At 44.3% G+C, this 13,519-nt stretch carries 8 protein-coding genes; 3 read left to right on the top strand and 5 right to left on the bottom strand.

Going from position 1 to position 13,519, the window contains the following annotated elements; all coding sequences use genetic code 11:
• Positions 1–46: 46 nt before the first annotated feature.
• Entirely contained in the window at positions 47–916 is an 870-nt protein-coding gene (locus LZF95_RS05780; protein WP_233754030.1) for a LysR family transcriptional regulator, read from the top strand.
• 410 nt (positions 917–1,326) lie between these two features.
• On the opposite strand, the gene LZF95_RS05775 is transcribed toward LZF95_RS05780, so the two are convergent.
• The 3 genes from LZF95_RS05775 to LZF95_RS05765 form a co-directional block, all read right to left on the bottom strand.
• A complete protein-coding gene (locus LZF95_RS05775; protein ID WP_233754029.1) occupies positions 1,327–1,908 on the bottom strand; it encodes a Crp/Fnr family transcriptional regulator in 582 nt (193 codons plus the stop codon).
• Between the two features lie 383 nt (positions 1,909–2,291).
• A complete protein-coding gene (locus LZF95_RS05770; RefSeq protein WP_233754028.1) occupies positions 2,292–2,876 on the bottom strand; it encodes a TetR/AcrR family transcriptional regulator in 585 nt (194 codons plus the stop codon).
• 83 nt (positions 2,877–2,959) lie between these two features.
• Positions 2,960–3,715 (bottom strand): SDR family oxidoreductase, encoded by a 756-nt coding sequence (locus LZF95_RS05765; RefSeq protein ID WP_233754027.1) that lies wholly within the window; start codon positions 3,713–3,715, stop codon positions 2,960–2,962.
• A gap of 315 nt (positions 3,716–4,030) precedes the next feature.
• Here LZF95_RS05765 and LZF95_RS05760 point away from each other — a divergent pair, with 315 nt between their 5' ends.
• Together LZF95_RS05760 and LZF95_RS05755 are read left to right on the top strand one after the other, a co-directional pair.
• On the top strand, positions 4,031–4,591 hold the full coding sequence (locus LZF95_RS05760) for a Crp/Fnr family transcriptional regulator (RefSeq protein WP_233754026.1): 561 nt from the start codon (positions 4,031–4,033) through the stop codon (positions 4,589–4,591).
• A 227-nt stretch (positions 4,592–4,818) separates the two neighbouring features.
• Positions 4,819–5,208 carry a RidA family protein gene (locus LZF95_RS05755; protein ID WP_233754025.1) on the top strand — a complete coding sequence of 130 codons (390 nt, stop codon included), beginning with the start codon at positions 4,819–4,821 and terminating at the stop codon, positions 5,206–5,208.
• 155 nt (positions 5,209–5,363) lie between these two features.
• Here the strand turns inward: LZF95_RS05755 and pbpC are convergent, their stop codons facing one another.
• Complete coding sequence (pbpC, locus tag LZF95_RS05750) at positions 5,364–7,733, bottom strand: penicillin-binding protein 1C (RefSeq protein WP_233754024.1); 2,370 nt, start codon at positions 7,731–7,733, stop codon at positions 5,364–5,366.
• A complete protein-coding gene (locus tag LZF95_RS05745; RefSeq protein ID WP_233754023.1) occupies positions 7,734–13,289 on the bottom strand; it encodes an alpha-2-macroglobulin in 5,556 nt (1,851 codons plus the stop codon).
• Positions 13,290–13,519: the final 230 nt, after the last annotated feature.

Raw genomic sequence — 13,519 nt, 5'->3', positions numbered from 1 at the left:
ATTAGAAATAATTTAAAAAGATGGGTACTATCATAATTTATGATTTATGAATCTTAACGATTTAAAATTATTCGAGGCAGTCGCACTTCAAGGAAACTTCACAAAAGCCGCAGAATCCATGTTTACGGTACAGTCTAACGTAACGGCAAGAATCAAAATTCTTGAAAAGGAATTTGGAGCAAGGCTATTTTTGAGGACTTCAAGAAAAGTTGAATTGACACCCGCTGGAAGAACTTTGCTTCAATACGCAAAACAGATCGACAATTTAGTAGAAGCAGCCAAATTGGAGATTGGGGAGGGCGGCGTTGTTAAAGGCCAGATCAAAATTGGTTTTATAGAAACTACGATGGCTCTTAAAGGACCGGAGCTGGTAAAAGAACTGGCGGATAAATTCCCACATATTGATCTTGATTTCACTTCTGCCATGCCCGATAGATTGATCAATGATGTCTTGAATCAAAGGCTCGATGCGGCATTTATCCCCGCCCCCCACTCTATCGCCGGATTAGAGGAGATTCACATTATGGATGAAAACATAGTAGCAGTTACTCCCATGTCTTTTAATAGTTTGGATGAACTACTTAATCAAAGCCTCGTCAAAACGATTGTATATGATCAAGGTTGTTTTTTCCGGACCCGCCTAGAAGCGTGGTTGGTCAGCAACAATATTTTAAATTATCATAAGACGGTGATCAATTCGCTCGAAGGAGTGATAAATTTCATTGAATGCGGAATAGGGTTTGGTTTTTTGCCCAGTGAAATCATATCAACTTTTTATAGTGGCAGAAAAATAAAAACCTTCAATCTACCCAAAGAAGTAAGCAAAATGAAAACTGTTTTAATCTACAAAAAAGAAAATTTATCCTCTCCTGTACTGAAAGCATTTATCAGTATATGTGGGATCAAAAACCCTTAGGATATTTTAAGCTCGTATAGGAGGGAACAAAACCACCCATCATATTGGTCAAATTACCGTTTTTCTGTAATCCAACAAATCATCTTTCATTGCTTGACTAGGGCTTGCTGAAAAAGTCTCAGCTATGCCAGTCCTGCCCGCCTGCCTGCCCTCCGGGAGACGGGACTACCGGACAGGCAGGTTCAAGGCGGCCGAGTGATGATGTATGCTTATACTTCGAATGAGGCCAACGTAGAAGATTGTACAGCTGAGGCTAGCTGGGAAACTCTTCTCGTAAAAAGAATTTTAGTCATTCAGAATTATAGTTTTTGATTAATTAGCAGCGTTTTTCAGCATGCCCTGACTATCCATATTCACCAATCTTTATATCAATCCTACCTCATGAGATCAATACCGGATTTAATCTAATTCTATTCTTTAAGTAATTGTTTACGTATTCTACTTAGCGTATCTTTTGTAATCCCTAGGTAAGAAGCTATGTGATGTTGGGGAAAACGCTGCAAAAATTCAGGATAATTTTCCAGCAGTTCCTCATAACGATCCTTGGCAGAAGAACTAATATTGGAAACTATCCTCTTTTGTGAAGCAATGTTGCTTTTCTCGTCAAGCTTTAATAATACCTTAGCAAAAACCGGACATTCTCTACACAATTTAGTTGTATTCTCTTTTGAAATCATAAGCAATTCGCAGTCCTCCAAAGCCACTATGTTATAGGCACTAGGTGTACCTAAAACAAAACTCTCCCGGTCACCTGGCCACCAATTCTCAATGTAAAGATTCACCACGTGTTCCTTGCCTTTGTCATCAACAAAATATTTGCGCATAGCTCCTTTTAGTAAAAATGAAAAGTGGCTAAACACCTCTCCCTGTGACAATAAAAATTGCTTTCTTTTTATTTTCTTGAAAGTGAAATGACTGAATATGTATTCAAATTCCTGATCAGAAATTAAAACCGAAGTATATCTGTTGAAATAATTATGTAGCGATTTCATCTATTTGTAATTTGATCTTAAGGAGACTCATTATCTCTGTACTAATTGCACACCCTAAAACAGTCCTGAGAATACAGTTGTGGTGATCTGAATGGTTCCTGTAGGTATGGTGCGAGGGCCACTTCAATCCATTAAGACTTTTCTTGCGGCTTGAGTTACTCGGATGAATATTAGAGAACCCGATAACATCCTCTCAGCAAAAATCTCCATTTATCCCGTTTTGAATGGAAAAACCTATGAATTTAACCATGCAACTCTATTTTTTTTTTTGATTAAGGGCTTTTGTTGAAGGGACACGCGGCTTTCTTCTACAGTACATCTTTACCATGACGGCAAATACCATTATCATAGATCAGATATAATACAGAACTGTCCTTCAAGAGTTAAACCCGCAATGTTGACATACAAACTTTGACAATATCCTCAAACATATCTTTATCCGCATCAAACTTTACCGTGACCCGGAGTCCGTTCAATGAATTAAAAACAAACCTTGCCAGCGAACGGGCAGGATATTTAGTCGTAAAAATGCCTTTATCCTGACCATTTTTAATGACGGTACACAACGCCTCCTCTGTGTCGCGCATAATGGAATTGGAGATGGCGGCAATCTCTGAATCAACGGGTGCCAATTCAACAGCCGAATTTACCACAAAACAACCCTTAGAGCTGTGATCCCCGATTGCTTCATCTTTGACCGATTCAAAAAACAACCTGATATAGGCCTCCACATCTTCTACAATGTTATGTGAATCAATGACAGGATCCACCCTCTCTTTACGATATTGCCGCAAAGCCTTTACAAAAAGAGAATGTTTATCTCCAAAAGTGTCGTACAAACTGGAACGGCTAATACCCAAACTGTCCACCAGATCCTGCGCTGAAGTGGCGTTATAGCCTTTTTCCCAGAACAACTTCATTGCTCTGTCCAATACCTCCTGCTCATCAAATACTTTTGTCCTGGCCATAAAATAAAATCTTTGTAGAGAAGCGTACTTCCCTACAAAGATACTAAATTCAGGAACGAATGTTCCGTTTTTAGGCAAATTTTTTATATCCTAATAGCATTGACTGAAGCGCCGCTGTCAATGGTGTATTCCGCACCTGAAATAAACGAAGCATCATCCGAAGACAAGAATGTAATAAGCTTGGCAACTTCTTCAGGCTTTCCAAATCGTTTGAAAGGCATAATTTTCTCTTTCAGGAAGTTGTGGACTTCCTCGCTTCCCAGATCACCTTTGTAGATCATAGCTGTGTCGGTCATAGCAGGGGCCACCGTATTTACCCTTATTTTTCTTCCTGACAATTCTACCGATGCAGATTTACTATAGGCAGTCAGTGCAGCCTTGCTTGCCGAATAAATACTGGTGCCTGTGGCATAGCTATAGGCGCTCACTGATGTCACGTGGATGATGGAGGCTCCGTCATTCAGAATGGGTATAAATTTCTCGGTAGTGAAAACCGCCCCTTTAAAATTGATATCCATCAGGGAATCAAAAACTTCCTCTGTTACCTCCCCGATCTGCTCTTGCAATGCCACTCCTGCATTGACAATCAATAGATCGATTTTACCGTACAGTGATTTGACCTGTGCAACCAAATCGTCGGTGTCGGAAATCTTCGATGCATCGGCACGTAAACCGATTGCGTTACTTCCCAATTTTGACACTGCTTCGTCGATTAGCTGTTGGTTACGGCCCGTGATCACCACTTTAGCACCCTCTGCAATAAATTCTCTGGCAGTGGCATACCCAATACCGGCACTGCCACCTGTAATTACCGCAACTTTGTTTTTTAGTTTACTCATTTTCTTTTTTAGTTAAACTTTATAATGGAACGAATGTTCCGCAAATATATACATAACGGAACGAATGTTCCAAATAAAAGTTTTTAAATTATCGAAAGTTTATCGTTGCTCGATCCCAATAACTACTACAATGCATGACTGGAACAATTAATATATGCCTCAAGCCTTGGAAAAAATCCCCCTAGCCCTCCGCGGCGGCGGAGAGAATCACTAAATTTGAACCTCCAGCATCAATTCAAAGGATATTCATGCGGATAAGCGGATACACATATAAAATTTTGATCGATCCTACATTTTGAAAATATTAGCAAGATCATGCATGGGCTAAGAAGGCACATAGAGGAGGTTATCGCCTTGACCGATGATGAATTTGCATCGGTCAGCTCCTACTTTTTCCTCCAAAAATTCAAAAAAGGGGCGTTTTTGATAAGGCAGGGTGAACGCGTTCCTTACACCTATTTCGTTCTTTCAGGGCTGTTAAAGCTTATCCACACAGATGAATCCGGCAAAGAGCACATTCTGTCCTTTGCCATGGAAGATTGGTGGGAAACCGACTACTTGGCATTTACCACAAATACCAGGGCTCGGATGTCCCTCCAATGTCTGGAAGATTCTGACATACTTTGCATCAGTCTGCTTGATTACAAAAACCTGTGCTTGGCCTATCCTAAAATCGAGCATTTTTTCCTTCAAAAGGCTACCTCTGGTCATATAGCTTCGCAACAGCGGATTTTGTCACTGTTAAGTTCAGATGCAAAAGAAAGGTATGAAGGTTTACTGAAGAGATATCCAGCTTTGGTTCAGCGCGTCCCTAAATCACTGTTAGCGTCTTATCTCGGTGTTTCCAGGGAAACCTTGAGCAGACTTACCACTTAGTCACTTCTAATCCCGAATTAGGGCATGTTGAAAAACGCTACTATACCATCTTCTACGTTGGCCTCATTGGAAGTATAAGCATACACCATCACTCGACCGCCTTGAACCTGCCTGGCATAGCTGAGACTTTTTCAGCAAGCCCGAATTAAGAAAGTGACCTATGTCACGGGTGCCAGTGTTGCGGCAGCTTTAAATTTGCTGAACAATACAAAACAAAAACTATTGAGATGGAAAAGAAAGCAATCAATCCCTGGAATTGGCAGGACGCGCGCAGCTATGTCCAAGCAGTCGAAGTGAAAAATGCGGAAGGAACACTATATGTTTCCGGCCAAACTGCCATTGATGATAATGGGGTATCGAGCACTGCGGACATGAAAACCCAGCTGGAACTGGCGATTAAAAATCTCGAACAGGTGGTCAGTGAAGCCGGCTACGAATGCAAAAACATTGTTCGTCTGAACATTTACACGACCTCAACAAAAGAGCTTTGGCCTCATTTTAATATTCTACAAGACTGGGTTGCCAAGCACGGAATGAAACAGGCTCTGACATTGTTGGAAGTCGTCAGTCTGTTTGAAACACTTAGTGTGGAGCTTGAAGCAACAGTAGTAAAATAAAGGATAAAACAGACATAGGTTTAAAGGGCGGATCGCGGATCCACAACCAAGTATCCGCCCTAACCTCATATCCGATTAAAACTGGAGCACCATTTTTAACTTAGACCACAGGGTGAAAAATAAATTCAAGCTTTACGGCAAATTAAGCCTCTTACTCATTGTGTTTTCATCACCTCGATTCTCTCACTGATGGAATGTCCTTCCTGATCCATCACAGTCAACGAATAAGTTCCGGGAGCTATCACAACAGCCAGCTCATGAAAGATTTTTGTTTCTCCTATAAAAGTCTCGTCTAAGTACCAATAAACGTTGGTATCGGGGTTGCGGTGAGCAAGCCTGAATACGACATCATTCACGGTTTCCTCAAAATTCTTCGGCAAGATCACCTGTTCATTTCTACGAGGATAGATAAATGCCATCAACGGATCTTCCTCTGCGACACAGTCAGGAGCCAGAGGCGGCAATAGTTTGTACTGTGGGTTGAGAGAAGCGTAATAATAAGCCATCACCGGGGGTAAATCAAACCAATTGACGGCCTGCATATCATCCATAGGATAGCAGGAAGAATTAACCCGGTAAGTTCCTGAGGCATTCAAAAACACCGGCTTATGGAAGGGACAGGTAGCTGTTTTGATACCCTGGGCAGGGAGCCATTCCGTAGTAGTGCCATCACAGTATAATCCCGCCCGATGCCCACTGAGGGAGCATATTTCAGCCTGAACCAAATCATCATAGGGCATGTCGAACCACAGTTTTTTCACAGGCAATTCCTTTAATACATCAAATAAGACCGGAGCGGCTGCCAGAACCCCAGTCAACCCGGGACGTCCCTCCCCGTCCGCATTGCCTGCCCAAACACCTATTGCGTAATCAGGAGTGGTTCCCACAGCCCAGGCATCTTTGAACCCATAGCTTGTTCCCGTCTTCCAGGCAATAGGCCTGGCATCTTGGTAAAATCCCCAGGATTCATCCGCATTGGGACGGTTGGTCTCCCGCAGACTTTCAAATGCTTTATAAATTGCACCTGCTCCAAGTACCGGCGGATCAGACTGTAATTTACCGAACTCCACCTCCTGCCCCAGCTCATAGATAGGAGCCATAAATTCTTCAGTTCTATATTGACTGGAATTAACGGTATATTCATTCAGCGTGGAAGCCAATCCTGCATAGACCTTCGTCACATCCAGCAGACTGCTCTCAGCACCTCCCAATATAAGGGTAAGCCCGTAATGGTCAGCTGGTTTAGTCACATGGCCCAGTTTCATTTTTTTCAGCTGATTATAAAATCGCTGCAGTCCATAGTTCTGTAATAGTCTCACGGCAGGTACATTCAAGGATCGGCTTAAAGCACTCCCCGCACTGACCGCACCATTGAATTTCTTGTCGAAGTTTTGTGGGCTGTATCCATTGATCGTGGTAGGCACATCTGCAAGTAATGTCTGCGGTAGCAGTTCTCCCGCATGCATCGCTGAGGCAAAAAGCAGGGGCTTCAGAAGGCTTCCCGTACTTCTCGGCTTATCGATTACATCTACATATTTCCCATGCTCCGTTTCTGTTGGGCTATTGCCCACATACCCAATGATCTGCCGGGTATGTACGTCAAGGACCACGATGGAAAGGTTGTGGATCTGGTTTTGCTTCAGCTGGTAATGATGGTCTTGGGTAATCTGGTTTAGCTTGGATTGAAGCTGTAAGTTCAACGTGGATTTTACCCGCCTCCCCTCATGCTTTTGTCTTATTTTTTCAGTAAAGTGCAGTGCCACATCGGGCAAAGCCAAAGGTTTACCCGGTAGGGATTCCAACAGTGCCAGCTCATACGTCATCTCATCGATCACTCCCTTTTGATGGAGCTTGAACAGTAGTCTGTCCCGTTTTTCCCTGAGCAAAACCTCGTTTTTCCCGGGGTATATCAGTGCCGGGGCATTTGGAAGGACAGCCAAGGCAGCACTTTGCCCCCAGCTCAGATCTTCCGAAGACGTCCCAAAATACCTCCATGCGGCAGCCTCCAGCCCAACCACATTTCCCCCAAAAGGCGCGTGTGAAGCATACAGGTTAAGAATCTCTCTTTTGCTATACCCTGCTTCAAGCCTAGTGGCCTGGATAAGCTCCAGTAGTTTTTCGAAATAAGTCCGCTTTTTATTTTTCCGGGAGAGTCTGATTACCTGTTGTGTCAGGGTACTTGCCCCCCTGCGTTGGCCTCGGGTCAGGTTAGCAAGAATTGCTTTCCCCATAGCCACCGGATTGAAACCGGGATGGCGAAAGAAATACTCGTCTTCAAAATACCGGATAGCATACTCAAATCGTCGTGGGACAGAATCCTGAGCAGGAAAACGCCATTGCCCGTCCATTGCGATACGCGCACCGAGAAGCTCACCCTCACGGCTTTCCACCACGGTGGACATCGGGTCATCAAAGACCGGTTTGGGCAGGGAAAAAAACCACCCCAGAAAAATCAGCAGACCCAGTAAAACTTTTACTTTGTGTTTTACCAGAACGGCTTTTATCTGTTCCTTTTTCCGGGTCATTTACTTTTCCACAACGACCCATTGGCCTTTGGTTCTGGCAAAATACGTATTGTCATACATTCCTTCTGCCTGGGAACCCGGCAAATAATAGCTCCCCAAATAAGAAGCGTTCAATTTGACAGTGAATGTTCTGCTCTCCTTGCTGTTGAGATCAAAATAGAAATAAACCCTATCGTCACGGATATCGGTATAACTGGCATTGCCCTTAGCTCCTCCACCCATCTCAGTGAAGCTGGTATTGACGATCTCCCAACCACTTGGGAATAACTGCGATAAGGCCACATTAGCTATAAAATCAGCCGATGTGTTTTCTACCCGGATTTGTGCGGTGATCTGAGATCCCTGTCTGACAGAAGATGGATCCAACTTCTTCCCTTCTCCATCGAGATAGGCGGCTACAACCTGTAAGTTACGGCGCTCATCCAGCTCCTCTCCCACCGGAAGTTTTCCGGATTGGATCAGCCGTACATAGACAAGATTATCCTTGGCGTTTTTGACCGTGACTGTATTTTCCCCCATGGAAGTTGTCAGCTCCCGCTGCGAGATAGCCTGATGTGTCTTTACCGTAGCCGTTTTACCGTTTTGCGTGAAACTGACTTCAAGCTGCTTTCCGCCATTTTTCTCTACCATCTTGGACAGTGCAATCAGCGCATAGGAAGTCTCCTGAGTGCTGAACCATCTGGAAGAGGAAAGATCTTTTGCTAGGGAGGTAGCCAAATCCCGCTGTTTTGCTTCACCTATCAGCACCATGGTTTCCAATGCCAACGCACGGTTTCTGAAAGGAGAACCATAGGTATAGTAATCATAGGTGGACGGTTGGAAATCAAGCACAGCAGTAGCGATCAGTTCTTTGGCCACGCGCTCCTGACCAGCCAGTGAGTATGCGGCCGCCAGCCGCCATTTAGCATCATTGCCCAATTTATCAGTTTCCCGCAACCGGTTCATCGCCGCAAGCTCCGGCTCACCTGCCAAAGCCAGCGTATAAAGTCGGTATGCCTGAATGAGGGAGGTATTGTAAGGCTTGCTAGTTGTCCGCCATTGCCTTGCAGCACTCTGCTGAAAACGCAGCCAGCTGCTTAAGAAAGTCAACGGTAAAGCATACCCTTTACGCTTTGCTTCCAGCATGAAATGCCCCACATAGTTGGTACTCCATTCATCCGCATCCCGGGCTCCTGGCCAATACCCTAGTCCCCCATCAGGGTTTTGATACGTACTTATCTTACGGATGGCTGCTTCCACATTTTTATGGATCTGCTGCTTCCTGTCTAGCGTCACATCAAATATATCTGCCAGAAACAACTGTGGAAACGCAGCAGAAGTGGTCTGCTCCACGCATCCATGCGGGTACTGGATCAGATACTGCATCCTTCTGGTGAAATCCATCGGGGGAAGTGTGGAAAATTCGAGGAAAGCGGCATTGCTGCCTTCCTCTCCAAACGTGCTGAATGAGAAAGTCTGAGTCGCATTGGGCTCCAGATTCAGATCTTTTACGGAATGGGTTACCGGGTTTGGATTCTCTACATCTATTTCTATCTGATAGGTAGCCTCTTCACCAGATCCGGAAGCACTTATCTCAATCGTCTGGATCCCGATATCGTTGACTTCATAGTCAAAATTCACGATCTGCTCACCCGGAGCAGAGAAGCTTACCGTCTTGCTGTTTCCCCCAATAGCTTTCAGACCTTTTGAGGTTTTGACCGTTACTTTCGCCTTTTTCACCTTATTCTCCATCGCAAAAACAGTCACCGGCAAGGTTACCTTTTCCCCAGGTGAAAGCTTTCGGGGCAAGGAAGCCAAAACCATGAGCGGTTTTCTTACAGGTACAGTTTTGTCCGCCGACCCATAAGCCGCTATGGAATTGTCAGCCGCCACTACCATAGCCCGTACTGAACCGACGTAGTTCGGCATCTTCAACGTATGTGAAACCTTCTCTCCAGCCTTCAGCGTAAAGGGACCCAAAAAAGTGACTACCGGCTTAAACCGGTCAGCTTTCCGATTCTTGGCTCCGGCGGCATCGTCACTTCCCCCTATGGCATAGATATTTTCCACACTTCCAGAATAGGCTCCGATCACATCATCATACATATCAAAGGTTTTCACCCCGAGAGCTTCTTTGGTGTAAAATGCACTGTGGATCTCCGGGGTACGGAAGCGTGTCAAGTCCAACAGTCCTTCATCTACAACAGCTATAGTGTAGCTCATTGGCTTTCGGTTTTGCTCCGAAACTTTAACCACATAATTCTCCTCGGGCTTCAGTACCTGCGGCAGCTCAAGCACCGGAGACAGTACCGTGGAAGGATCCTCTACCAGAATGGGGATGACCCCGTAAAGACGTATTGGCAGATCATTGGCTGTTTGCTCATGGGGCTGGAGCAATGAAATATTCACAAAGATATTCGGTGCCATTTCTTTGGTGATTTCCAGCGTCGTCTGCGTTTCTCCCTTTTGGGTTTCTACCCATTTGGTGGCAAGAACTTTAGTGCCGTTTTCAATGCTCAGCAATGCCCGTCCTGCAGTTCCAGATGGAAATTTAATGACTGCTTTATCCCCAACGTTGTATTTTTCTTTGTCAGCTGAGAATATCAGCATCTTTGCACTTTCCGCATCAGCAGTACCTGCACTTGCCCACCAGTTTCTATAGAAATACGTCACCCGCCCAGTGGCATGCCCACTCTTAGGATCTATGACCCTAATGAGGTATCGTCCACTCTCTTCCTCCGGAATAGCTAATTCAAAATTTGCTTTGCCTGTTGCGTCGGTACTGACATTGATGTCTTTGAATGGTCTGTGTAAACTGGCATTTTCATACGTTGAGAGGTTATCACCTCCACGGCTCCACCACCAGCGCCACTCAATACGGTAAACTTTTACCTGCAAATCTCGATTACCCACAGGTTTACCATTTTCATCCACCGAGACTACTTCAAAACGGGTATTTTCATCTGTGAAATACGATCCATAACCTTGCGCTTTTGGCGATTTAAGTCCCACAAAATGGCTAAATGGAGCGATGTCCTTGGTAAACACATCCAACGAAAAATCACCTCCACCCTCAAATACTTTGGTAAGGATACTGGCCCGGAGCATTCCCGGGGCATTTTTGTTAAGTTCCAACTCCTTGAAAATGGAAATCTTACCGGCAGCGTCAACTTTTCCTTTTAAGATGGACACTTCTGTTTCTTCAAATGTCCTGATCGGATCTGTAAATACATACTCTGGAAAATCCTTGAAGGCCGTGGATGTGCTTCTGATCGTTGCCTCCATTTCTATATCCAGATTTTTGGCTATGGCGCCATGCAGCCAGTTTACCGTGGCAGTTCCTCTGATAGGCTTAGCAGCTGAGAGCACTTCTTCATCAAAATCCAAGTTGATTTTCAACCGGTTAGGCTTGACGGTTGCCACTCGGAGCACCTCTGAGAATTTGGCTCCGCCTACATGAACCGTTGCCCTCCAGTTACCAGTGGGCGAATCCGCCTCAGTGCTGATGGGAAAGTAATAGAGGTTAGATTCAATGCCCTGCGCCACGGTTTTCTGCACGATTTTACCCTGAGCATCCGAGACCTCCAGTGTCACGGGATGTCCTGCGGGCAAAGGATTCCCCAAGTCATTCAGCGCAAATGTCAAGTGGATGGTATCTCCCGGTCTATGGACACCGCGATCTTTATAGATATATCCCTTGAGACCTTTTTGGAGCTCTTTTCCGGAGATATCAAAATTACTAAGGGACAACATATTCCCATCTTCCAATTTCAAATACGCATAGTTGTTGTTCTTTTGAGCCACCGCAAATGCAATATGCTGTTTCTCCTCATGGGTGACCATACCATCAGCTTCCGTGGTCAGTTCACCGATGAGCTGCTTCTGAAAGTTGTACAAGGAAATCTTTACACCTCCCTCAGGGTTGGTTGTCAGGAGATTTGTAGTGATAAAACGATAGGTTTTATTGCCGCCACTCTTGGCGATGAACCCCAGATCCGAACCGAGCACGTTGGTGGACAACACTCTTTCTTCATTGTAATAGGCCGCATGGCAAGGATTATCCCGCTGTTCCCAGTTATATGAATAAGTCCTCCAGCGGTAAATTTTATTGTTCCAGTACTGTTCTTCACGTTCTTCTTCATCCAAATCCTGAGAGGGACTATCATATTCATCGTAATAATAATCGTCCTCGAACTCATCAGAAACAGTACTGTCCAATGCCGGTTCACAATTGTATGCGGTATGCTCTTTTTTAAAGCTCAACTCCACGCGGTAAATTGCTCCCGGATCTGCCTTGAAATACTCTGACAGATTCAATCCATAAGCTTTCCAAACACCATCATTTTCCAGCCCGGTGCTTTCAAGTTGAATCGTTTTCTTGGCAATTCTTCTCCCTACCGTATTCAGATTATAGGTGGATTGATCACCGAGATTGGAGGTCTGCAGATACTGCAGTATGTTGTCTTGGAAGATTTTAATAATCCGTACTTCCACTGCGTTGAGATTGACCGCTTCAAAATAAAAGGGAGTGGAAGCCGAACCTGGAAGGATTGCCCCTTTGGAAACAGCCCTCAATGCCGGCTTCAATTGCTCGAAAGCGATCAGCTCAGAAAAGTTTTTTTTCAGTTTATAGCCATAGACACTGGAAATCCCTTCAAAAATCTCCACGAGCACTGCTCCTGTGATCCTATCTTCCGGATAGACACTGAGCACATTCCCATTCACTTCAAACCTCAGGTTATTCCTATCCTGTATGCTGACCAGTCCATTGAAGTTTTGGTTTTCCACCAAAGGATCCGAAAAGTTGATCTTCAGAAAAGACCCTTGTACCATAGCCGCATTTATAGATAAAATAGAGAAGTTGCTTTTGCCAGGAATAGGAAAAACAGCTTCTCCATTGTTTTTGGATTTGATGGACTTCCCATCCCAAGAGATAAGAAGTTCAGAGTCTTCTTCGAAACGTCTGATGCTGTCAATAACAAAGCTGAAGTGCCTTGCAGCAGGAAGAGGTTCAGTAAAGCTGACTTTTAGGTTTTGTTTGTTTTGACTTGCCCTTATAATCCCGGCAGCTTCATCTTTGGTGAGGATTTCGTTGGACTCTAATGATCCGTTGATATATTGCCAATCCTGTGAGTAGGACTGCAGATCCTCTGTGTTGATTTTGAAATTTGGCGTAAGCGTCTTAAAACTGAATGAAAAGGATCTAAAATCCTTGCTAAGATCGTCGTAGAGCTTGTCCAGCTTCAGGGTGACAGTATATTCTGTGTCTGCCTTCAGTTTTTCATCTGGCACAAACATCAGATTGGTGCCATTCTCTATCACCAGTTTCCCCGATGTCCTGGGAGAGATCTTCAGGTAATCGGCAGGCAGCTCTTGCGCTAAATCAAATTGATCCAGCGGTTTAATCAATTCAATCACAATCGGATCTACCACAGATTGCCTGCCCGAAGTATGGTGCCGAATGTACTCTCTGAAGCGATAGAGACTATCTACTTCACCGCTTGAATCACCCGATCTGCAAGAATATAATCCGGTTAAAACAGCCGCAAAAACCAAAAAAGCAATTATTCTATTCATATTTTAAACGTTCCGACCTGTTGAAATTTTTAGATCTCAACTTCATTTTCTCCCCAGGCTTGATCAGAAGCCCTTCTTTTAAAGTAGGCTTGCCCACGGGATCTAAAAGCAACTAAATTAAAACTAAAAACAATCAGAATATAGGTTTTTGACAAATCAATTTTAGCAAGCAGCTATTTCAATGCTGCCCCCTGCAAAATTACCTCTCAGAAAAAACTATATTGAACTCA

It is taken from the genome of Algoriphagus sp. AGSA1 (genome assembly GCF_021390545.1).
Lineage (GTDB): Bacteria > Bacteroidota > Bacteroidia > Cytophagales > Cyclobacteriaceae > Algoriphagus.
This window is presented reverse-complemented; position numbering and strand designations above follow the sequence as displayed.

Excerpts from the sequence above, each read along its gene's own strand:
- LZF95_RS05765 (WP_233754027.1), bottom strand. The coding sequence starts at position 3,715 with ATGAGTAAACTAAAAAACAAAGTTGCGGTAATTACAGGTGGCAGTGCC.
- pbpC (WP_233754024.1), bottom strand. The coding sequence starts at position 7,733 with ATGACCCGGAAAAAGGAACAGATAAAAGCCGTTCTGGTAAAACACAAA.
- LZF95_RS05775 (WP_233754029.1), bottom strand. The coding sequence starts at position 1,908 with ATGAAATCGCTACATAATTATTTCAACAGATATACTTCGGTTTTAATT.
- LZF95_RS05755 (WP_233754025.1), top strand. The coding sequence starts at position 4,819 with ATGGAAAAGAAAGCAATCAATCCCTGGAATTGGCAGGACGCGCGCAGC.
- LZF95_RS05770 (WP_233754028.1), bottom strand. The coding sequence starts at position 2,876 with ATGGCCAGGACAAAAGTATTTGATGAGCAGGAGGTATTGGACAGAGCA.
- LZF95_RS05745 (WP_233754023.1), bottom strand. The coding sequence starts at position 13,289 with ATGAATAGAATAATTGCTTTTTTGGTTTTTGCGGCTGTTTTAACCGGA.
- LZF95_RS05760 (WP_233754026.1), top strand. The coding sequence starts at position 4,031 with ATGCATGGGCTAAGAAGGCACATAGAGGAGGTTATCGCCTTGACCGAT.
- LZF95_RS05780 (WP_233754030.1), top strand. The coding sequence starts at position 47 with ATGAATCTTAACGATTTAAAATTATTCGAGGCAGTCGCACTTCAAGGA.